Origin of the sequence: Aeromonas sp. R1-1 (assembly GCF_040908495.1) — a bacterium.
GTDB classification, from domain to species: domain Bacteria; phylum Pseudomonadota; class Gammaproteobacteria; order Enterobacterales; family Aeromonadaceae; genus Aeromonas; species Aeromonas veronii.
This window is the reverse complement of the sequence record NZ_JBFODV010000034.1, coordinates 1-20,436: the sequence shown is the minus strand read 5'-3', so window position 1 is coordinate 20,436 and position 20,436 is coordinate 1. Positions and strand designations below refer to the sequence as shown.

Genomic DNA, 20,436 nt, shown 5'->3' with positions numbered 1-20,436 from the left:
ATATTCTGCCAAGACACAGGGTGGTCGATATCGATACGCCGGAAGATTGGCATCTGGCCGAACTGCTCTATCAAGTGCTGGCCCAAGATGGCGTTTAAAGTTGCCTTCCGGCTCGATGCCGGGGCCAAGATCGGGTTGGGCCATCTGATGCGCTGTCTGGCCATCGCAGATCGGCTGAAAACGGCTGGCGCCGAGTGCCACTTTCTCTGCCATCAGCTACCGGCCCACCTGTTGCCACTGCTGCAATCCCACCAGCATCACCCCCTTTGCGCTCTGGACGATGCAGGCCCCTTGCCCACCTTGCGCCCGGAGTGGCTGGTGTGTGATCACTACCAGATTGATCGGCAGATCGAGCAGACACTGGCAATCCACTGTGGTCAGTTGCTGGTGATCGACGATCTGGCCGATCGACCCCACCACTGCCAGCTGCTGCTGGATCAGGGGCCACTGCGCAGCGCCGCCGATTACCAGTCACTCGTCCCTGCCAACTGTCGGCTGCTGCTGGGCACCGACTATGCCCTGTTGCGCCCTGCCTATCGCCAGCTTGCACGCCAAAAGGTCAGCCGGTGGCAACGTGGCCTCATCTGCTTTGGCGGCGCTGATCCGGCCGGAGCCAGCCTCACGACCCTCAACACGCTGGCTCGACTGCCCTGGGCCCGCACCATCCGCTGGACCTTGGTGGCGGGCGGCGCCAATCCGTTCTGGCCCGAGCTGGAGCAGAGAGTGGCCGAACTGACCGACCTCGACCTAGTGCTGCTGCGCCAGAGCGACCAGATGGCGCAACTGATGCAACAACACGACTTCGCCATTGGCGCTGCGGGCGGCATGACCTGGGAGCGAGCCTGTCTCGGCCTGCCGACCCTAGCGGTGCCCATCGTCGACAATCAGCAGTTCAACGACCTGGTGATCGCCCGCTTCCAGTTGGCCGAGCGGCTGACTCTGAGCGAGCTGGCCGAGCCTGAGCTGCTGCTGCAAGCCCTGCAACGACTTGAATGGCAAGCAGATGACTATCGACGCCGCGGCCAGCAACAGGTAGATGGGCTGGGGCTGGATCGGCTCACCGCCTGGTTGCTGCAACAATCGGATTATCAACTGTTGCCATATGGCCATCAGTGGCAACTACGCCATGACGACCAACTGCTACTCCCCCTGACGCTGAACGGCCAGCGGCTGACATGGCAGGCCACCCGGTCACTTCAGCCCACGGAGTGGCAAGAGCTGGCACATCGCTTGCAGACAATTTTCTCCCAATTTCCCCTCTATCTTGCCGAGCCACCGCAGATAGCGCCCCCTGCCCCTTGGCAACCGGCGCCGCAAGGCTGGCAACTTGGCATAGGAATCTGAACACAGATGCAGATCGATCATCGCTCCATCAACCAAGAACAGGCTCCCTATGTGATTGCCGAACTGTCGGCCAACCACAATGGCAATCTGGACCGCGCCCTGGCCATTATGACCGCCGCCAAAGCAGCGGGTGCCAGCGCCGTCAAGCTGCAAACCTACCGCCCGGATACCATCACCCTCAAAAGTGATCGACCGGAATTTCAGATCCACGGCGGTTTGTGGGATGGCCACAGCCTCTATGACCTTTATGAGTGGGCGCACACTCCCTGGGAGTGGCACCAGGCGCTGTTTGCCAAAGGGCGCGAGCTGGGGCTGACGGTCTTTAGCAGCCCGTTCGATTTCAGTGCGGTGGACTTGCTTGAATCACTGGACTGCCCGGCCTACAAAATCGCCTCCTTCGAGCTGGTGGATCTGCCCCTCATTCGCTACACCGCCCAGACCGGCAAGCCGCTTATCATGTCCACCGGCATGGCGGACGAGGCCGAGATCGCCGCCGCGGTCGAGATGGCACTCAAGCACGGCAACGGCCAGCTGGCGCTGCTGCACTGCGTCAGCGGCTATCCGGCGCCGGCGGCCGAATATAACCTGCGTACCATCCCCATGTTGCGCCAGCGCTTCGGGGTCGAGGTGGGGCTCTCCGATCACACCCTGGGGTCGGCCACAGCCATCGCCGCTACCGCGCTCGGGGCCACCCTTATCGAGAAACACTTCACCCTGGCCCGCGCCGACGGCGGGCCGGATTGCGCCTTCTCAATGGAACCGGCCGAACTCACCGAGCTGGTAACCTCGGTCAATACCGCCCATGCCGCCCTCGGAGTGGCCGATTACCATCTCACAGCCAGTGAACAGGGTAACCGCGCTTTTCGCCGCTCCCTCTATCTGGTCAAGGAGATGGCAGCTGGCGAGGTGCTCACCGCAGAGCATATCAAGTCGGTGCGCCCCGCCCTCGGCCTGCCCCCAGCCGATTACGATCGGCTCATCGGCAAGCGGGTCAACCGCGACATGGCAGCCAATCAGCCTCTCAACTGGGACTGGATTGCACAAGATGAATGAAGATCTGCTGCGCCACCATCTGGCGATCATCGAACAGCGTTGGCCACAGCTTGCTGCCCACCTCACGGTGGCACAGCTGGGCGATCTGCAGGTGGAATTGTGTGAAGGCCTCAGCAGCACACTGCTGGTCAATGGCATCCAGCTCACCAGCCGGCACGATCGGGTGAAGGAGGCCGAACTGCAAGCGGCAACGCTTCCCGATGTACCCGTGCTGCATCTTTATGGCACCGGACTCGGCGATCTGCAGAAGGTGTTGCTGACACGCCCCCGGTTAGAAACCCTCCATGTCCATATCATGCACCACAATCTCTTCACTCTGGTGCTGGCCTTGCTCGAGCACGACGAGTGGCTGCAAGACCCTCGGGTAGAGCTGAGCCTCGCGGCCGATGAACAGGAGATTGTCCTCCCCTTCTTCGCCCTCCCCAGCGAACTGGAACTGGCCGAAGATGCGGCCTGCCGCATTCGTGGGCGTTTGATTAGCGAGATACTGGCCGGGTACACTCGCCAACGCTTTGATCCTGCATCGCCACGGATCTTAAGCCGACTGGCTGAGAATATATCTCTGGTGGCAAAAGATGGTGACGTGAGCTCTCTATTTGGCTCTCGTCCTGATAGCAGTGCACTGGTCATCGCCAGTGGACCCACCCTAGCACAACATCTGCCAAAACTGGCTGGCTGGCTGGCACATCATCCCGACTGGCTGGTGATTTGCGTCGATACAGCGCTGGTTTCGTTACGCAGTTATGGCCTTGCGCCTCATTTAGTGATCAGTATTGATGATGCGCTTACCCCAGACAGGTTGCCAGGGGCAGGGTTGGATACAGTCCCTCTTGTCTACGCGCCCATGGTACCATCCGACACTCTGAATGCTTGGCCAGGCCCACGGCTTACCACCTACTCAGCCAGTCCCATGTATGCAACGCTGGCTCGGAAACATCCCAAGGGAACCCTGCATCAGGGAGGAAGCGTCATTCATCCGACCGTCGATCTGGCAGTACAAATCGGATGCACTGAGGTACTCCTGCTTGGTTGCGATTTTGCCTTCCCCGGTGGCCAGACCCATGCCGGCTGGCAAGACGGGGCTCTCGGCCCCAGCGCCAGTCAGGCACTGAGCTGGATTGTGGATGGCCATGGGAAACGGGTCAGCACCAATCCCAACTTCACAACCTATCAGATTGAGCTGGAGCGCTATATGGCAGCCCATCCCGAAGTTCATTTCTGGAACAGCAGCCGAGATGGTGCAGCTCTGCTCGGCAGTGAATATCATCCGGACTTTGTATCATGACGCTCAAACACCATTGCATCACACTCGCCCACCGTTTTCGGCTCGGCCACTATGTGGAGAGTGCCCTGACCCTTCCTGATTTACTCGAACAGGTGTTGCTGGCGCTCCCACATGAACATCACAACGAGGCAGCCAGAATCATTGCTGCATTGCTGGCATGTCAAGAGCGCCATGACTGGCTTGGATTAGCCGATTGGCTGGAAGGTGAACTAGCTGCTCTGCTAAGCACCTAGACCGGACTCAGCAAGCCCGCTTCGAGCAACATGTCTGCCAGCTGGCGGGCTTGCCAGAATGGAATGTGGATCGTCTCGGCAATCTCGAACAGGGTCATCTCTCCATCACTGTAAGCAAGCAGGTTCATCATGTCCCGCACAGCCCATCCTGACCAGCGGGTCGACAGATCCGGATAGAGACCGCGCTTGCCCATTTGTGGTTCGCAAAGCACCGTTACTCGATAACGTCCATCCAGCTCAATACATTCAATTGCTCTGCGCACCGCCATAAAACCTCCCGCCAAGCCAGCAGGCGTTACGAGAGAGAGATCATCAAGCGAGGTGTGATACTCAGGGTAACAGCCATATTTGGTACGCATAATCGATGCTATCGGCAGGTCAATCCCGGGAGCGCACAGCTGGCGCTCATTGGAACCTCTATCCAGAAAGCTGAAACGATGAAAACCCGGGTCAATGTGGGCAAGAGCGTGCAATGCGGCTCTGTCAGCCAATGTACCACCACAGCGTGAGGGCAAATAGGAGTAACCACGCTCATCCCCAAGACAAGAGAGGTTGAACCCCGCCAGCGTCTGTGCTTTCAGGTGTGCCAGATGGCGTGACAGATACACAATGGCGCCCAACGTTTCAGGCACTAATATGAGGCGATAGCTATATCGGCGACGCGGCATACTGGCGAGCCAGGCCATCAAAAACACACCGACCAAGGGACCCGAAAGCTCGTTATTGGCCATGGATGGATGGCAGAGATAGCTTGACAGCAGGATCTCTTGCTTGCTCTCTCCTGCCAAACAGATCTCTGCATAAGTCAGTGACCCCGGAGCAAGCGTCGCATCGATCACTACCCGGTACTGCCCTGGCTGCAACTGTTCACGAACCCTGTGAGTCAGGCAAAAGCCCCACCGACGCCGATAGTAGGAAGTGACATAAGGAATAGCATCAGGCAACTCCGGTAACGAGTGAAGGTGCAGCTGCAGTTCTTCCAGGGACAGAATCGTATCAACAGGCTCTGAATACCCCACCAGATGCAGATTGTGATCGCAAAAATCGACTACCCGACGCCCATCCGGCCCCACTATGTAAGCCTCGCGTACGTTCCATTCTTCAGGCACTTGCCAGTCAAAACACTCAGTACCGGTCGGCACTTCGTGAACCTGCAACTCCGGCAGGCAATGGCATAGCAATGCCAGGCTTTCTCGCACGCCATTACCGGTCAGGCTTCGATTGATAGGATAAAGGCGCGCCGCCAGATCATACATGGCCTGGCCAATCTGTGCCGGGTCTTGCCAGTCTGCAGGTAAAAAATCCGTGTCAGGAGTCATGGGTATGCTGAACCAATTCGATAATGTGCCCAAGCGGGCTTAGGAAAAATTGAACGTGGGCGCCGCCAAACGCGATAGCGGGCTGGCTGGGCCCGAGGGGAAGATGACGCTGAGCCCGAAGTCGTTTGGCTGCCATCGCTATATCTGCCACTTCATAGGCCAGATGATTGAGCAGGTTATGGCGCGTACGTAACGCCTGGCTGACCGGGCTATCTTCACCGGCCGGGGCAATCAATTCGTAGCAAATCCCGGCATCATCGTATGCAAAACAGATATGTACCCGCTGCAAGGGATCGAGCACCTGCTCGCTAAATCGGGAAATCCCGAGGGTCTCGCGGCAATAGCAAACCCCGAGCTCAAGTTCGGATACCACCAACCCGATATGATGCAGTTTCATGCCCCCTCCCGGATGAGAGCATGAGGATGCTCTGCTATCAGTTGTTTGGCCACCGCGGCAAAGTCGGCGCAACGAACCGCCCAGACCGGTAACCGGCCAAATAACCCCTGATGCCACTTGTTTTGACTTTTAAGAGCTTCAACCAGACGGGAAAGATCAATCTCGCTGGCCAGATCGAGTCTTCGCACAAAGTAGTCACAATACCAGGGGCGCATAGCACCGCCATCGCAGACTTCACCCTCAAAGCGCTTCATAAAGCGATAATCGACACCAAGTTGCTGCTCCACATAGTGGGTGAAGGTAATGCGATCGGGATGGCAAGCAAAACCGGCAATCCAGCCATCATGGGCAGCCAACCAGGCAAAGGGGCTATCTTGACCAAAACAGTCATGACCGCCAGCGGTAATAATCTCGCCCCCCCCCGCACCCCATACGGCCATGCTGAAGATAGGGTCGCGGGTACGCCCCACATCAGGCAGAGTGCGAAACAGTTCCGTCATCAAGCCCACTTCACTGGGAGACGTCGCTCGGTCGAAACATACCTGGCGTGTCAGGCTATAAGTGAATGTCGGCACCAGTAGAGTGCCCTCGTCTCCAAGCCACTCCTGTATCCCGCTCCAAAAAGCGTGCATTCCAGCGTTATTACTCTGACCAGGAAACTGGGCTACAGCCATGGCGTCAGAGTGAACCATCAAGGTACTTCCGCGCGCGATCCCTAGCGTGCTCAGAGTATGAGATAGAGCCTCAATCACAGGGCAAGACCACGACGCAACAGCGCATCACGAATATCCTGAAGTTGCTTCATCGTCGCCAGCTCTTCAGGCTCGAAGCGTACCGAGAAAGTCTGTTCAACCAGTAACAGAAAATTAAAATGACCGAGCGAATCCCATTCAGGAAATGCCCCGAATCCCAACTGATAGTCGCCTCGCGTGACGGTTGCAGAAGGAAACTGCTGTTCTAACAGAGTGAAGAGATCAGTCATGGTGATAAAACTCCAAAAAAGGCAAATTCAGCTGTGCAAGCGCCAGACTATGGAAATGCTCATGAGAGAAACGGGTGGGATCCGGATTATCACAGGGGGATAACGACAGGGATGCCAACCATGTCAGCGCAGGTTCATTACGTTCACAACGGTTCGAACCAATAACTAGACGCTCGATCCCCACCTCACGCAGTTCAGCCGAGATACGATCCAGCAGCCAGTATTCCAGACCTCTCGACAGAACTCTGCAACTCAGTGCCAGCGTATCGAGAAAAGCAGTCGTTGAATTGACAGGCTGGATCAGCACAATCCCCACCAAACCATGGTCTGCAAAACAATCCCGCAAAGACACCAATCCACAGAACCCATTTTTAGCCAACAGTTCGAGTGTGCGAGCATCATGGCGCAAACAGGAGAGATTAAACTGATTGGTTTTTTTAACAAGCTGTTCTGCCCGGGGAAGATTATCCGGCGCCAGAGGATGAAAATTCGCACACAAGGACAAATGGCGCAGATAGTCGCTTTCACTTCTGGCTTGCTCACGCAGTCGCTCACCTTCGGCCAGTGCGCGGTAGGAAGCCTGGCGCAAGCTGTCCTCCTTTGTCAGCCCTTGGGCAAAACCACCGTACGAGAGCAGACTATTGGGCCAATCCCAGAGCTCTTGCGGCGGTTCAATCACGTCCACCTGCGGTAAAGCGGCGCGAACTTCGGCTCGCTCCAGAGGGGAATCATCCCAAAACACCAGTGCGTCAAGACCAAAGTTAAGAGTACGTGCGATATGGCGCAAGCCGTCTGATTTTCGCCCCCAACCGATTACCGAGGCTGCGATTTGTGCTCGCGACAATTTCATCGCACCATGCTGTTCAAACACAAGCCAGACATCGTCAGGGCTATTCTTGGAACAAAGAGCCAGTAAAACCCCGCGGTTGTACCAGTAACGCACAGCCTCCTGGAAAGATTGATATAACTTGCCGGCTCCGTCTTGTCCCAACTGCAACCCACTTACGCCATCTTCACCGACCACGCCCCCCCAAAGGGTATTGTCGCAGTCAAGTACCAAGACTTTGCGTCGAGGTTCTTGATCGCGTTTCCAACGCTCGGCAATCCATGTTGCGAGAGAGCTAATCCCTGGAGCAGAGAGAGGACAGGAGAGCAGGAATTGGTTACGCGGGTCAAAACAGTGTTGTGCACCTTCTTTCATCAACCAGCGAGGTAGATCAAGATTAATGAGGTGAAGCTCGGCAAGCCGTTGGGAAAAGCGAGCATCAAGGGTTTTCACCCAAGGATAGAGGTCGGCACAAGCGCTAGGGGCCGTGCAAAAACAGGCTCCGAGGTAAACCGGTGTGCCACCATCCTCATGAAACGGAAGAAGCAACTCATCCAACCACATATCAATCTGTTGCTCGAGAGATACAAGTTCAAGGCTCGACCAATGCTGACAACGCGCCTCCGTAAGTAGCTGCTCCCAAAACCAGATTACGACCCGAGCATCACCAGAATTGCTGCTATACCATTGCCCTTGTTGCTGGAAGTGAATGACTACCAATTTTGCAAGTGGAGCCCAAGAGACGTTGCCTGGCATCAGAAAGGCGGTTGACGCTAGAGAAAGCGAAGCCATTAGCATTCCCTATGATATGAAAAACTTTTATATCATACAGTTACAAAGTGGGCGTGAACAGTGTCACGCCCCAGAGAAGATTTTACTTAAACACATCGAGACCAACGAAGTAGGTCGTATCGTGCCGTTCAAAAACATCGGCGTAGATTTTCTCGGCATCAGAAAAAAACTTGTCCAACAGCAGGATAGCTGAATCGAGTCGCTGAACAAAATAGTCCTCATCTTTCTGGAGTAATGCCATCATCAAAGTAATTACATTGGCATAAAAGTAATTAATTGAACCGATCAGCATTCGATACAAATGCGCTTCAGTGCTTGCCAAAAGGTAGAGCAAATAATCATGATGACGCTGCATCATAAGCTGGACCACATTATAGTCACGATTAACATCACGCCAATCTGAGCGAAACTTTTCGATCACCTGATTAAACATAGGGACATTGAGGCCAGACTTTAAATCAACCAAAGTGAGGTCGAGTGGCTTAAAGCATGTATCCATTAGCTCATCAACTATATGACGTTTATCAATATCTCCCCAGACAGGGTTAATTGTTTGGACATACTGCGCCACAGCCCCTTCAATATAAGCCCCATCACTAGCGTTGACACAATTAACATCATTATGATCTTGCAAAACACGAGCCATATTGTGGATTGAAAGCCCAAAGAGATGATTGATTAGAACCTCTCCACCAAAATTACCTGGAGCAGGAAATGTATCGTTAAGGTCTTGATGATATTTTGCCTCTTGCTTTTCATTGTAATACAAGCTCAATTTTGAGTGGTGTTTATCTGCACTCTTATAACCATTATCAATACCAAAAAGGTATATTTTTTTGAAACCCAAAAGTGCCGCGTAATTTAAACCCGTATTTCCAACAAAGGGATTTGAATACTCTATGGTATCGAAATCGAATTTATCCCCTAGGCGAGAACTCAATAATTTATACATTGGTTCATTGGGTTTAAATGCTAAACCTGTTCTACGGAAAAAGCTCTTACACTCGGGGTGTATAACATCTACACTCAGGAACGCACACTCCTTGAGAAAGTCTCCCGCATTCAATATGTGCAGGAAATCCGCTGAACTTTTAGTTCGTTCAACAGCGACATAAATATCTGGCTTGATCCCCGCTTTATAAAGAGCACTTACCGCTGTGCCACAGGCAATAATTACTGCTTTATTTTGATGTTCTGCAATAAAATCTATCGTTTGATCAAGTGATGGCCCATTACCCACAACAAAGACCGGGATATCAGCAGACACACTCATATCTCGCGACTGCTTCAGAAATGGTGTTCCATCTTGAAGATGAGAATGGCTATGCGCCAGGGCATAAACGTTATCATCAAAGAATCCCCAGCCAGTTCTCAACAAGTAGAACTCGGTCTCTACCTTATGAACCAATTTGTCAATCTCGGGGGAACGATAGTGGCAAAATGAAAAGTAGGATGCAGACCAGAAAGCCCCTTTACGATGGAGGGCTTCCATCATATCAGCAGCAAGCAATTGCTCATCGACACCAATAAAAAGATGAATACTGAGCGACTCACTATCCATATATTCAAACAACGAATACCAATCAAAGCAAAAGAGTGATGCGTAAAAAACATCCAAATCTGGTTCGAATGCAAATAAATTTCTAACCTTACAACGCTCGTACAGATAACCCAGTTGATAACCAAGACCAACACCATACATAAGCGATAGCGGAATATCCATAGTCAAAGCATCTTTCAGTTGCAGGCCCTCAAGATCAGTATATTGCTTTAACTGTGATATTTCATTATTGTATTTTATGTGAATTTGGCCATCTATATACCATTGAGGCGCAAAGTCAACACTTTGTAAAACACTATTCTCGATTATTTCATCTATCTGTTCTTGAGCTTCTATAAAAGGATCTTTCCCGTATATCGAAACTTGCTCATCAAGCCACAATACATTAGGAATGCCATTTTCATTGCAAAAAAAACGGAATGGCCGTACTGGTTGATATGATTCAAAAAAAACATATATACTTGGCATGAATTTTTTAAAGGCATCCATGTTCATTGCAAAACGAACAGGCAACACCTCCAACATAGCAATTTCCTGTTGCTTTTGCTTCTCAAGGCGAACAAGTTCACTCTCGATATTTGTAATTTCTTGTCTAATATCCATGTATGCCTAACCTGCGTTCAGCTTGTACATATCAGATGCTCGACCTGCTTTTGAAAATTTCCACAAAGCTGCTTCTGTCTGATTCTTTGCATGTTCTATCAGCTCATGTAGGGTTTGAAACTGCACCAATGCTTGTTGGTGATCCATGTCAAGAACCACATGTGGAGGGATATTCTGGAAAACAGCATCAAGGAGAATGAGATAATGGTCGATCAACTGTTCAGCCGTTTGCACATCCTCCTGTTCGAACAAGGTCAGTAACTCCTGACCTGCTGCGATTAATTCTGGCAAACGGTTATTGCTCATTCGGTTCCGCCCACTTTTTGTTGAGCCAAGGCCTTATCTCGCTCCTCGACAGGAATAGCATCCCAACCGCTTTTAACTGTCAGCATCAGATTCATAACCTCATCGACAGCGGTGATATCCATATTACGGCTGGCATCCATCATCCTAGCTTTCATGTAGTCATAAAGCGCAGAAAGGTCTTCGGGAACCTTACCATAAGAGAGATCAAGTGAATCTTGCAGCCCGTTGATAATGGCCATTGCTTTAGAGATAGACTGGGATTTTTGCTCAAAATCTCGACGTTCGATAGCACCACGAGCCTGAGCCAAGCGCTCCAGGCAACCTTGCATCAAAAGTTGAATCACGCGGTAAGGATCGGCTACTGCCAATTCGGATTGCAGATTCTGGGTGGTATAGGCCTTTATATTTTTATGATACATATGAAACACCACTCATGACTTCACATTAACTGTTGTTTGTATTTAGCATACTTAAATATGAGGCAGACTTATTCATCTTGGCCAACATAGCATCCAGACTTCCGTAACGGGCCCGCAAGGTCTCTTCATACTTAGTCAGCTGAGTGGCAACATCGGACTCCTTACGACCCACTTCGCGCAGATCGGAATTCAAAGAGTCTTCCCGTTTCGCCAACAAACCACCGGTCTTGGAGTAGGTTTCCAGCTGGCTGGCCAGCTGACCGGCGATCCCATCCTTACCGCCAAAAACTGCTACTACCTGATCGAAATTCTTGTCGATGGCCTCGTTGAACTTGGTATCGTCGATAGACAATACCCCCTTGTTATCCATCTTTATGCCCATCTGAAAAATCGTTTTATAAGTAGAGGAATTTTTCGAGGGCTCGGTGATGGTACCATTCATCATATTGACTACGGCACGCGTCGTTGCATCGCCCGCCAGAGCCCCACCATCATTCTTGCTCTTCCCTTCAACGATCGTATTACGCTTGCCGAGGTCATTGCTCTTCTTCACCAGCGCGTTGTAACCGTCGACAAAGCTTTTGACCATGTCCTTGATGCCAGCCTTGTCGGTGGTCACGTCAACCTTGTTAGAGCTGTAGGTCTTGACCGGATTACCGCTGACATCGGTAGAGGTTGTGCTATCCGACTCCCGCAACACGGTCAGTTTAAGTCCGACAATGGTGCCATCGAAGGTATTGGATGAACTGGTCAGAGTATTTCCATCAACGGTGATCTTGGCATCTTGAGCATCTTGACGCTTGGTCAGTTTGGATACGAGACTATCGGTCAGATCGGTAGTACTGCCAGTGATCTGCAGGTCCTTGCCACTGCCGCTTACCCCGGAATCGATCATCAGTTTGGATTTACCATCGGAGGTATTGACTATGTTGACGCTCAGACCGAAATTGTCGGCGTCATTGTTGATGCGTTTACGGATGGACTGTAGTGAATCCCCTGCTTTCACATCGACATCGAAGGTCTTGTCACCAGCCTTGAAGGTCAGCTTCCCATCCTCAGTGATAAGGGGAGTCGTCGATGAGTCGAAAGTACCGTCAAATTTACTGGTCTTCGCCAATTGTTCGACGCTGATATCATATTGCCCGTTGGAAGCCCCCGCCTTGCTCTCCACCTTGAGAACTGGTTTGTCCTTGTCCTGGGTAATATTAATCGAGCGTTTGTTGAACGCATCATCTTTGGACATGGCCTGAAGTGTCGTCACAAAAGAGGCGATGGCCGACTTCAACTGTCCAACCCCGGAGAGAGTGATCTGGGCATTGGTCTTTTTGGTGGTGATGGGCTGCATCAGTTGCGCCTTCTTGGCATTGACGCTCGCGGCAATGACAGACTCCAAGTCCAGCTGTGAACCCGCACCAGCAGACGTAATAGTGGCCATTCTCACTCTCCTCGTAAAACTTGCGTATTAAATCTCTTTATCAAGCAATAATCCGACTCTTGAGCCGCCACCTATAACATCAACTTCACGCAAATCCTTGAGCCGCTTGCTGATAGCCAGCAACTCTTCACTTGGGATCTGACGGATCATTGACTTGGTATTGGCGTCCATAACCTTTATAACAACTTGCTCGAGATCCTTTTCGACGCTGAAGTTGACGGTCCATCCCTGCAACTTGCTGAACTCTTGCAAGTTTTGTACCTCTTTTTCAATATCCTTATCTGAGACATCGGATTTGCGAACCTTCTCTTTGGCTCGCTCCTCTTGTTGTTTTTCCACATCCTGTGTCATCACCCGCTGCTCTTCCGCCATGCCAGATAGCACTTGAGCGGCCGATTGGCCGCTCTTGCTACTTGACTGAAGAGAAGAAGGAGTGACCGATGAGGGAATTCCAATGTCATTGGCCATATCGTCGCTCCTTTTCTATCTCATCACTACCCGTTAACCCAACAGGGACAGCGCTGATTGCGGTCTTTGATTGGCTTGCGCCAGGATACTTGAAGCGGCCTGCTGCAGGATGTTCTGCTTGGTCAGGTTAGCGGTTTCTGTCGCAAAGTCCGCATCACGGATACGCGAACGTGCTGCACTCAAGTTCTCGGACACGTTGGACTGGTTGCGGATAGTCGAGTCGAAACGGTTTTGGACCGCACCAAGCTCTGCACGTTTGCTATCAACCGCCTTGATCATGAAGTCAAGGTTGGCCATCGCAGACTGTGCAGCACTGGCTGTTTTGATACTTTTCATGTTGTCAACAGTTACAGCAGTTGTCGCAGCGGTTACCTTGTACGGCTCTTTACTACCAGCAGAACTGGTGGCAATGGTGGCACTACCTTTTGATGCGCCAGCAATACCGCTAATGGTAAAGGCACTAGTCATCTTGAAGGTAATGGTCTGGGTGGCATCCGCACCGACCTGGAATGAGCCCTTATATTTACCGTCCAGCAACTTCTGACCACCGAACGTGGTATCACTGGAGATGCGATCGATCTCGGTTGTCAGTTGATCGTACTCTTGCTGCAATGCAACGCGATCATCCGTATTGTTGGAACCGTTAGCTGATTGCTGCGCCAGAGTACGCATCCGCTGCAACATGGAGGTTATTTCATCCATGGCCCCTTCTGCAGTCTGGGCTACAGAAATACCATCGTTTGCGTTGCGGTTACCCTGGTTCAAGCCGTTAACCTGTGAAGTCAAACGGTTGGAGATCTGCAAGCCAGCAGCATCGTCTTTGGCGGTGTTGATGCGAAGACCGGATGCCAATCTGGTATAGGAGGTATCCAGAGACTTGTTGGTATTCATCAAGTTACGCTGGGCGTTCAATGATGAAATGTTGGTGTTGATATACATGGCCATAAAAAATTCTCCCGAAGAACATGCGACTGCAGGTTGCGTCGTCGAAACAAAACGACGTCCCACCGTTTGAAGAGCAGGTTGAACATTCCTGTCTCTTCTGGCGGGTGTCTGTTTGAACGAACAGGTCACCCGCAGTAGTGCAAACGTTGGATTCCGAACACCCCTCGATTGCTTCACTTTATTTAACGGCAGCGCAGATACAAGCTTTAGGAAAATTGTTGCCTAAAGCGGCAAGTTTTCTCCGGCAAGCGGCAACAGAACATCAATTGAGCAGCATCACCATGCAAATCACCGCTGATGATGACCTCGTTTACGGGATAAGATGCGTTGGCACAGTTCATGCTTTGAACTGACAGAGTGACGTCAATTTGGCGACACAATAAAAAGAGGCCGGTAAACCGGCCTAAAGATGAGCATATGCTCAGGAGAATATGACCAAGCGTGACAGAACTGAACAGCTGGACAACACTTGGCATTACTAGTAGAGATTATATCTCTCCCGATAGAACAGAGTGCGACCCGAACACCCCTTTGTTCCATCTCTTGACCAGGGCGGCCTGAACAACCGCCCTGTTTTCTTTTGTTAGCCTTGCAACAGTGACAGTGCAGACTGCGGGCGCTGGTTTGCTTGAGAGAGAATTGTCGATGCGGCTTGCTGCAGAATGTTCTGCTTGGTCAGGTTGGCGGTCTCGGTCGCGAAATCTGCATCGCGGATCCGTGAACGCGCGGCACTGACGTTTTCTGAGACGTTCGCCTGGTTGCGAATGGTTGAATCAAACCGGTTCTGCACTGCACCCAGTTCAGCTCGCTTACTGTCTACAACTTTAATCATGTAGTCGAGGTTGGCCATAGCAGACTGGGCCGAACTCGCCAACTTGATACTATTCATGTTTGCCACAATCACTGCGCTAGTTGAGGCCGTTACTTTGAAAGGCTCTTTGCTACCAGCTGAACTGGTAGAGATTGTTGCATTGCCCTTGGCAGCAGAAGCCATACCTGCGATGGTAAACGCAGTGGTCATTCTGAAAGTAATGGTTTGAGCAGCATCAGCACCAACCTGGAAAGAGCCGACATAACCACCGTTAAGCAGTTGCTTACCACCGAATGTGGTATCTTTTGCCACACGATCAATTTCGGTCATCAGCTGGTCATACTCTTGCTGCAACGCAGTACGATCATCAGTGTTGTTGGAGCCGTTGGCTGATTGTTGAGCCAAGGTACGCATGCGCTGCAGCATGGAGGTCACCTCATCCATTGCACCTTCCGCAGTTTGCGCTACCGAAATACCATCGTTGGCGTTGCGGTTCCCCTGATTCAAACCGTTCACCTGAGAGGTCAAACGGTTGGCGATTTGCAGACCCGCAGCATCATCTTTGGCACTGTTGATACGCAAGCCAGATGCCAGTCGAGTGTAAGAAGTATCCAGTGATTTGGTCGTATTCATCAGGTTACGCTGAGCGTTGAGCGATGAAACGTTAGTGTTGATATAAAGGCCCATGACTATTCTCCTAAGCTATTAAATTTACTCTTCTATTTGCTCTGGCTTTATTATTTTCTGTGCCCGATGCGTCTTATTTAACGGCTCGTTTTTGGATGTCTTTAGCATTTTTTCAACGCTTCATCGCATTAACGCCGCTTACCTTATATATCGGCGAGTCGAGGGGAAACTTAAGGAAAAAATCGGGTCTAAACCAATGACTGACTCAACCTTCTGAAGCTCGCCAACGGCAGGGGGCAAACGAGACACTACCGTTCGTGCTGCGAGAAAAAATCCGTCCCGACTCTCAATTTTGTCGAGCACTGTTGGCGATTGGGCTCACCAGCCCCTAAAATCGCGGCCCCATCAACAATTTGGCGTGAGTTGTTCTCCATGCAGACACTGGTTGAGCAGATTGTTTACATCAGCGACATGTTTGGTACTGCGGTATTCGCGTTTTCAGGGGTATTGGTGGCTGGCCGACTCAGAATGGACGGGTTTGGCGTCATGGTTTTGGCGGCGGTCACTGCCATCGGCGGCGGCACCATCCGTGACATGATCCTGGGAGCCACCCCCGTGTTCTGGGTGCGCGATCCGCTCTATATCTGGGTGGTCATCGCGACGGCGCTGATCGGTATGTGGATGGTCAAACTGCCCCGCAGGATGCCCTGGTATGTGCTGCCGGTGGCGGATGCCTTCGGACTGGCCCTCTTTACCGTTATCGGTGCCCAGAAGGCCCTCAATTTCGGCACCCCGGGGCTGATTGCCGTGATCATGGGCACCATGACCGGGGTTGCCGGTGGCATGATCCGCGATGTACTGGCGCGGGAGGTGCCCATGGTGCTGCAAAAAGAGATCTATGCCACCGCCTGTATCCTTGGCGGCATTCTCTATACCCTGGCGCTGGAGGCAAACATGGACAGGGTAACGGCCATGCTCATCTGCATGACGGCCGTGTTTGGCCTGCGGGTAGCTGCTATCTACTGGCATCTGTCGCTGCCCACCTTCTCGCTGCAACGCAATTGAGAGCAGGCCCGCAGCGTCATCATGTCGCTGTGGGCCACGCGTTGAACCAAATAGGCTTTTCTGTTGTCATAGTAGCAGTCGTTGTTAGCCGGAACTTCTCATGCGCAAAATCGGTATGCTTACCACCCTTCTCCTGGCGAACGTGACGGCAGCCCACGCCGAAGCACAAGTGGTATTTGGACGATTGGCCTCGGCGCCGGTGCAGCAGTTCAACCAGCAGATACGCCAGGCAAGCCATCAACAGCAAAACTGGGTTAATGACTACCGTGAGGTAGCTCTGCGATTCGTCGGTCATGGTGACATACCCAGCCGCATCCATGCCCAGCAGCTGGACAATGATCTGGTGCTTTCGGTCGCCCTCGACGGCAGCAAGAGCGACATGATCTACATCCTGACCCTCTATCGCAGCAACAACCTGTGGCAGATGCGGGAGGCGGAAATGGGCTGGCGTTGTCAGGGGCAAGACTCCTTCACCCCGGTTCCCTGCCCCTGATGGGCATGACAAACTGGTGAAATAAAAAAATCCGGCACACTGGCCGGATTTTTTATGGGAGATTGAGCGTCAAATTACGGACGGTAAACTTTGACGTTGGCAAAGCCCTTCTCTTTCAGGTAAAGCGCCTGCAGCTTGCTCATCACGCCGCGATCGCAGTAGAGCAGGTAGGTCTTCTCCTTGGGCAGATCGCCAAAGGCGGTAGCCAGCTTGAAGAAGGGGATATGCATGACCTCACGCCCTTCCACCAGCAACGGCTTCTCGTCGTGCTCGTCCATGGAGCGGATATCGAGGATCACCTCGTTGTCACCGCTCTCGGCGGTAGTCTCCACTTCCTGAACCTCGGCGGCGGTCTCTTCACCAATACGGCGGATATCGAGATAACGGGCCTCGGCCACAACCTTGTCCAGAATGGCGAAGTCGAAGTTGCTCTCTTCCTCTTCAATGCGGGAAAGCTCGGCCTTCACGGTCGGCTTCTTGGAGATGACACCGCAATACTCCGGCATGGTCTCGGCGAACTCCAGGGTGCCGATGCGTCGGGCTTCACTGATGATGTCCGGCTTGTCCCAGGTGATAAGCGGGCGCAGGATCACCTTGTCGGTCACCCGGTCGATGACGTTCAGGTTGGTGAGGGTCTGGCTGGAAACCTGGCCCACACACTCGCCGGTCACCAGCGCCGGGATCTGGAACTCGTCGGCCACCTTGGCGGCGGCACGCATCATCATCCGCTTGAGCACCACCCCCATCTGGCCGTTATCGATCTTCTCGAGGATCTCGGCGACCACCGGCTCGAAGTCGACGGCGGTGAAACGCACCCGATGGGATGAACCGAAGCGGTTCCACAGGTGATAGGCTACCTGCTTGACGCCGATCTCGTGAGCGGCGCCGCCCAGATTGAAGAAGCAGTAGTGCACCCGGCAGCCGCGCTTGATGAACTGGAACGACGCCACACCGGAGTCAAAACCGCCGGAGATGAGGCTCAGCACATCTTCCTGAGTGGCGATGGGCATGCCGCTCAGGCCCTGATGAATGGCGCTGACGATGAAGAGCTCTTCGCCGTCGATCTCGAGGTTGATCTTCACATCCGGGTTCTTGAGGCGCACACCGTTGCTTTCGCAGTGCTGGTTCAATCCACCGCCCACGTAACGCTCAATCTCGAGGGAGGAGAACTCATGCTTGCCGTGGCGCTTGGCGCGCACGCAGAAGGTTTTGCCCTTGAGCTGGTCGCCCCACACGGCTTTCACCTGCTCGAAGATGTCGTGCAGATCGGTAAACTTGCTGGCCTGCACCTCGAGGAAGGCCTGAATGCCAGGGATGCAAGCCAGGGCTTCGATAGCTTGCTCGCGGAACTGGTCATTGCGGGAGCTCACGATCAGCTTGTCCCAATCCATCCGTACGCGGGCATCGTCGTCGAAGCGGCGCAGGACGTTGCGGATATTGCCCTGCAGGATCTTGATAAAGCGCTGGCGAACCGACTTGCTCTTGATGGTGATTTCCGGGAACAGCTTGATAATGAACTTCATGGTAATGACTCGGGTGACCTTGATTTAAGGGCGCGAATTATATCAGAACTTTGTGGCCAGCGCCTACTGGATGAGCGTTTGCTCACATTCCCCCACGCAGTGTTTGCCGTGCAGCGCCAATCTTGCGTATATTCCCGACCCGGCACCACTTCTGGCGACAGACCGATACGATGAAGACCTATATCTACTACCCCGGTATGGAGGTACGTGACGAGCTCTGGCTCAAATTTGCCCTGCTCTATCTGGAGCGGCTCGCCTTTGTCTTCACCGTCAGCGAAAAGAGCGGTCTCACCGCCCTGCAGCAAACCCTCGAGCAGGAGACCGATCTGCTGGCCGAGCGACCCGATGCCGCCTTCTTTGCCACCATCACTCCACAACTCGAAAGCCAGTTAAGCGGTTTGCTTGCCCCCGATTTTGTCCGTCACAAGGTGTTTGGCAACAAGGAACTGGTCACCCGCTGGCGTCAGGGGGCCAACCACGATTGCTTCTGCCCGGATCAGGCGGGACTGGAGCGGCTGCACGGCTTTTGCCTCAATCATGGTTTTGCCAGTCGGGATCAGGGGGGGATCAGAATGGCACGGCGCTTTGCCAATCTGCTCTCCATGCGTCTCGCCCGTGAGTGGGCACTCGCCAATGACGGGGCGCTTATTACCGATCACGACTATCTGGACCGCCTGCTCCATCTGCTCGAATCCCGCTACCACAACCGGGGCGGGCAGGATTGCTTCCATCTCGAAATCCCGTTGCAAGTACCCACTCACCTCGGCGAGATCTCCTTCGCCGAGCTTATCACCCTGCGCGGGCGCAGCGGCTTTCGCCAGCAGTTGGCCGAATTTCATCTGGCACTCGACAACCTGCTCACCATGCTGGGGAGCGGCTATGCCGACCCGGCGGCCCTGACCCGCTTCGAGCAGGCCCGGCAAGGGCTGAATCAACTGCTCGGCCCCGAGACCATCAGCATGCCACTCACCACCTTGGTCAGCACCAGCCTGCCCGCCGTGGCGATGCTCCATCAGTTAAAGGCGAGCCATCCCGAAAGCGACCTCATCTTCCATCCCATCAAGAAGAGCCACTTTCACCAGCGCAAGAGCCAGCACTTCTTCACCCGGCTCGGTCATCTGCGCCAACCGGGCTGAATTGGCTGAATGAAAAAGGGGTTGGCATCTGCCAACCCCTCTCGTTTTCTGCAGCCTACCAATCATCACCCCGGTGATTGGCCCGCTCTTGTGCGTCACGGCGCGCTTCCATCGCCCTGTCACGGCGGATATTGGCAGGGGAACAGGCAAACTGTTTCTGATAACAACGTACAAAACTCTCGGAAGCGGGTTCGAAAGGTGAATAGAACCCGGTACGTTCAGGAGAAACATGGTGATCACCATGATTGGTAGTGGCACAGCCCGAACTCATCAGCACCAGCAAGGGACACAGAACACGCAGCAAAAGAGAACTCCCGATTGGATTTGCATGAACTCGCAATTATTCAAAAATTAATTCATCCAATCAAATATTGATGCATTTAAAATGATTAATTACATTCACCTCAATGGCTGTCGGCAAAACGCTCAACGGGTGATGGTGCCGGCATCACTGTCAGGATGCACTACGCGAAACTCGATACGATCGCTGTTGCCCGCCTCATCCACCACCACCAGCTGATAACGACCCGCCACACTCAGCACCTGATCGCCATCCCAACGCAGCCGCTGGCCGTTGAGAAACCAGGCCGGCTTGCCGACACCGCCGAGCACCTTGGGCTGCAACCGATAGCGCTGGCTGCGGATAAGGTTGCCCTCCCCCAGCGCCACGATGCGAATGGGAGCCTGCAGCTCGGCGCTCTGCCCCTCCCCTGCACAACCGCTGGCCAGCAGCGCCTGCCGTCGCTCGCCGGGGGACCGCCACGGCTCCAGCGACAATGGCCAGAGCGCCCGAAAACCGGATTGCGCCGCATC

General features: G+C 53.2%; 20 protein-coding genes and 2 pseudogenes. 8 read left to right on the top strand and 14 right to left on the bottom strand.

Annotation, left to right across the window (positions count from 1 at the left end; all coding sequences use genetic code 11):
* From AB5Y92_RS01490 to AB5Y92_RS01470, 5 genes and pseudogenes are all read left to right on the top strand, one after another.
* Positions 1–98 (top strand): annotated as a pseudogene (locus AB5Y92_RS01490) (pseudaminic acid cytidylyltransferase); the annotation flags it as partial.
* Positions 88–1,344: a UDP-2,4-diacetamido-2,4,6-trideoxy-beta-L-altropyranose hydrolase gene (gene pseG, locus AB5Y92_RS01485; protein ID WP_368225264.1), complete on the top strand. Its 1,257-nt coding sequence runs from the start codon at positions 88–90 to the stop codon at positions 1,342–1,344. The pseudogene AB5Y92_RS01490 and the gene pseG, both read left to right, overlap by 11 nt.
* 6 nt (positions 1,345–1,350) lie before the next feature.
* Positions 1,351–2,397 carry a pseudaminic acid synthase gene (gene pseI / locus AB5Y92_RS01480; RefSeq protein WP_368225262.1) on the top strand — a complete coding sequence of 349 codons (1,047 nt, stop codon included), beginning with the start codon at positions 1,351–1,353 and terminating at the stop codon, positions 2,395–2,397.
* Positions 2,390–3,682, top strand: coding sequence for a motility associated factor glycosyltransferase family protein (locus AB5Y92_RS01475; RefSeq protein ID WP_164537110.1), 1,293 nt, complete (start codon positions 2,390–2,392; stop codon positions 3,680–3,682). Before pseI ends, AB5Y92_RS01475 begins: the two co-directional genes overlap by 8 nt.
* The gene (locus AB5Y92_RS01470) at positions 3,679–3,915 is read left to right on the top strand and encodes a hypothetical protein (protein ID WP_164537111.1); all 237 of its coding nucleotides are present in this window, start codon (positions 3,679–3,681) and stop codon (positions 3,913–3,915) included. Before AB5Y92_RS01475 ends, AB5Y92_RS01470 begins: the two co-directional genes overlap by 4 nt.
* Here AB5Y92_RS01470 and AB5Y92_RS01465 read toward each other — a convergent pair.
* From AB5Y92_RS01465 to flaA, 12 genes are all read right to left on the bottom strand, one after another.
* A complete protein-coding gene (locus tag AB5Y92_RS01465) occupies positions 3,912–5,240 on the bottom strand; it encodes a DUF4910 domain-containing protein (RefSeq protein WP_164537961.1) in 1,329 nt (442 codons plus the stop codon). The two genes, AB5Y92_RS01470 and AB5Y92_RS01465, sit on opposite strands and share 4 nt — an antisense overlap.
* Positions 5,224–5,631 (bottom strand): VOC family protein, encoded by a 408-nt coding sequence (locus AB5Y92_RS01460; RefSeq protein ID WP_368225260.1) that lies wholly within the window; start codon positions 5,629–5,631, stop codon positions 5,224–5,226. Before AB5Y92_RS01460 ends, AB5Y92_RS01465 begins: the two co-directional genes overlap by 17 nt.
* On the bottom strand, positions 5,628–6,383 hold the full coding sequence (locus tag AB5Y92_RS01455) for an AAC(3) family N-acetyltransferase (protein ID WP_368225258.1): 756 nt from the start codon (positions 6,381–6,383) through the stop codon (positions 5,628–5,630). The genes AB5Y92_RS01460 and AB5Y92_RS01455 overlap by 4 nt, the downstream gene beginning before the upstream one ends.
* Entirely contained in the window at positions 6,380–6,613 is a 234-nt protein-coding gene (locus tag AB5Y92_RS01450) for an acyl carrier protein (RefSeq protein ID WP_033113837.1), read from the bottom strand. The genes AB5Y92_RS01455 and AB5Y92_RS01450 overlap by 4 nt, the downstream gene beginning before the upstream one ends.
* Positions 6,606–8,231, bottom strand: a complete 1,626-nt coding sequence (locus AB5Y92_RS01445) for an HAD-IIIC family phosphatase (RefSeq protein ID WP_368225256.1) — start codon at positions 8,229–8,231, stop codon at positions 6,606–6,608. The genes AB5Y92_RS01450 and AB5Y92_RS01445 overlap by 8 nt, the downstream gene beginning before the upstream one ends.
* 82 nt (positions 8,232–8,313) lie before the next feature.
* Entirely contained in the window at positions 8,314–10,395 is a 2,082-nt protein-coding gene (locus tag AB5Y92_RS01440; protein ID WP_164537115.1) for a 6-hydroxymethylpterin diphosphokinase MptE-like protein, read from the bottom strand.
* Positions 10,396–10,401: 6 nt separating this feature from the next.
* On the bottom strand, positions 10,402–10,701 hold the full coding sequence (locus AB5Y92_RS01435; RefSeq protein ID WP_019446038.1) for a hypothetical protein: 300 nt from the start codon (positions 10,699–10,701) through the stop codon (positions 10,402–10,404).
* Positions 10,698–11,120, bottom strand: a complete 423-nt coding sequence (gene fliS, locus AB5Y92_RS01430) for a flagellar export chaperone FliS (protein WP_139459763.1) — start codon at positions 11,118–11,120, stop codon at positions 10,698–10,700. Before fliS ends, AB5Y92_RS01435 begins: the two co-directional genes overlap by 4 nt.
* A gap of 25 nt (positions 11,121–11,145) precedes the next feature.
* On the bottom strand, positions 11,146–12,555 hold the full coding sequence (fliD, locus tag AB5Y92_RS01425) for a flagellar filament capping protein FliD (protein ID WP_040067182.1): 1,410 nt from the start codon (positions 12,553–12,555) through the stop codon (positions 11,146–11,148).
* A 27-nt stretch (positions 12,556–12,582) separates the two neighbouring features.
* On the bottom strand, positions 12,583–13,023 hold the full coding sequence (locus tag AB5Y92_RS01420) for a flagellar protein FlaG (RefSeq protein ID WP_019446041.1): 441 nt from the start codon (positions 13,021–13,023) through the stop codon (positions 12,583–12,585).
* Between the two features lie 33 nt (positions 13,024–13,056).
* Complete coding sequence (gene flaB, locus AB5Y92_RS01415) at positions 13,057–13,968, bottom strand: flagellin B (protein ID WP_040067180.1); 912 nt, start codon at positions 13,966–13,968, stop codon at positions 13,057–13,059.
* A 583-nt stretch (positions 13,969–14,551) separates the two neighbouring features.
* Positions 14,552–15,466: a flagellin A gene (gene flaA, locus AB5Y92_RS01410; RefSeq protein WP_040067178.1), complete on the bottom strand. Its 915-nt coding sequence runs from the start codon at positions 15,464–15,466 to the stop codon at positions 14,552–14,554.
* Positions 15,467–15,838: 372 nt separating this feature from the next.
* On the opposite strand from flaA, the gene AB5Y92_RS01405 reads away from it, so the two are divergent.
* On the top strand, positions 15,839–16,471 hold the full coding sequence (locus AB5Y92_RS01405; protein WP_005333975.1) for a trimeric intracellular cation channel family protein: 633 nt from the start codon (positions 15,839–15,841) through the stop codon (positions 16,469–16,471).
* Between the two features lie 100 nt (positions 16,472–16,571).
* Complete coding sequence (locus AB5Y92_RS01400; protein ID WP_150996485.1) at positions 16,572–16,964, top strand: hypothetical protein; 393 nt, start codon at positions 16,572–16,574, stop codon at positions 16,962–16,964.
* A 74-nt stretch (positions 16,965–17,038) separates the two neighbouring features.
* On the opposite strand, the gene thiI is transcribed toward AB5Y92_RS01400, so the two are convergent.
* Complete coding sequence (gene thiI / locus AB5Y92_RS01395) at positions 17,039–18,487, bottom strand: tRNA uracil 4-sulfurtransferase ThiI (protein ID WP_323070306.1); 1,449 nt, start codon at positions 18,485–18,487, stop codon at positions 17,039–17,041.
* A 170-nt stretch (positions 18,488–18,657) separates the two neighbouring features.
* Here thiI and AB5Y92_RS01390 point away from each other — a divergent pair, with 170 nt between their 5' ends.
* Positions 18,658–19,623 carry a hypothetical protein gene (locus tag AB5Y92_RS01390; protein WP_368225253.1) on the top strand — a complete coding sequence of 322 codons (966 nt, stop codon included), beginning with the start codon at positions 18,658–18,660 and terminating at the stop codon, positions 19,621–19,623.
* Positions 19,624–20,049: 426 nt separating this feature from the next.
* Here AB5Y92_RS01390 and AB5Y92_RS01385 read toward each other — a convergent pair.
* A pseudogene (locus AB5Y92_RS01385) lies at positions 20,050–20,436 on the bottom strand (penicillin-binding protein 1C); the annotation flags it as partial.

What these genes read in the sequence shown, in the direction of transcription:
- pseG (WP_368225264.1), top strand. Translation starts at nt 88, where the DNA reads ATGGCGTTTAAAGTTGCCTTCCGGCTCGATGCCGGGGCCAAGATCGGG.
- pseI (WP_368225262.1), top strand. Translation starts at nt 1,351, where the DNA reads ATGCAGATCGATCATCGCTCCATCAACCAAGAACAGGCTCCCTATGTG.
- AB5Y92_RS01475 (WP_164537110.1), top strand. Translation starts at nt 2,390, where the DNA reads ATGAATGAAGATCTGCTGCGCCACCATCTGGCGATCATCGAACAGCGT.
- AB5Y92_RS01470 (WP_164537111.1), top strand. Translation starts at nt 3,679, where the DNA reads ATGACGCTCAAACACCATTGCATCACACTCGCCCACCGTTTTCGGCTC.
- AB5Y92_RS01460 (WP_368225260.1), bottom strand. Translation starts at nt 5,631, where the DNA reads ATGAAACTGCATCATATCGGGTTGGTGGTATCCGAACTTGAGCTCGGG.
- AB5Y92_RS01450 (WP_033113837.1), bottom strand. Translation starts at nt 6,613, where the DNA reads ATGACTGATCTCTTCACTCTGTTAGAACAGCAGTTTCCTTCTGCAACC.
- AB5Y92_RS01445 (WP_368225256.1), bottom strand. Translation starts at nt 8,231, where the DNA reads ATGGCTTCGCTTTCTCTAGCGTCAACCGCCTTTCTGATGCCAGGCAAC.
- AB5Y92_RS01440 (WP_164537115.1), bottom strand. Translation starts at nt 10,395, where the DNA reads ATGGATATTAGACAAGAAATTACAAATATCGAGAGTGAACTTGTTCGC.
- AB5Y92_RS01435 (WP_019446038.1), bottom strand. Translation starts at nt 10,701, where the DNA reads ATGAGCAATAACCGTTTGCCAGAATTAATCGCAGCAGGTCAGGAGTTA.
- fliS (WP_139459763.1), bottom strand. Translation starts at nt 11,120, where the DNA reads ATGTATCATAAAAATATAAAGGCCTATACCACCCAGAATCTGCAATCC.
- fliD (WP_040067182.1), bottom strand. Translation starts at nt 12,555, where the DNA reads ATGGCCACTATTACGTCTGCTGGTGCGGGTTCACAGCTGGACTTGGAG.
- AB5Y92_RS01420 (WP_019446041.1), bottom strand. Translation starts at nt 13,023, where the DNA reads ATGGCCAATGACATTGGAATTCCCTCATCGGTCACTCCTTCTTCTCTT.
- flaB (WP_040067180.1), bottom strand. Translation starts at nt 13,968, where the DNA reads ATGGCCATGTATATCAACACCAACATTTCATCATTGAACGCCCAGCGT.
- flaA (WP_040067178.1), bottom strand. Translation starts at nt 15,466, where the DNA reads ATGGGCCTTTATATCAACACTAACGTTTCATCGCTCAACGCTCAGCGT.
- AB5Y92_RS01405 (WP_005333975.1), top strand. Translation starts at nt 15,839, where the DNA reads ATGCAGACACTGGTTGAGCAGATTGTTTACATCAGCGACATGTTTGGT.
- AB5Y92_RS01400 (WP_150996485.1), top strand. Translation starts at nt 16,572, where the DNA reads ATGCGCAAAATCGGTATGCTTACCACCCTTCTCCTGGCGAACGTGACG.
- thiI (WP_323070306.1), bottom strand. Translation starts at nt 18,487, where the DNA reads ATGAAGTTCATTATCAAGCTGTTCCCGGAAATCACCATCAAGAGCAAG.
- AB5Y92_RS01390 (WP_368225253.1), top strand. Translation starts at nt 18,658, where the DNA reads ATGAAGACCTATATCTACTACCCCGGTATGGAGGTACGTGACGAGCTC.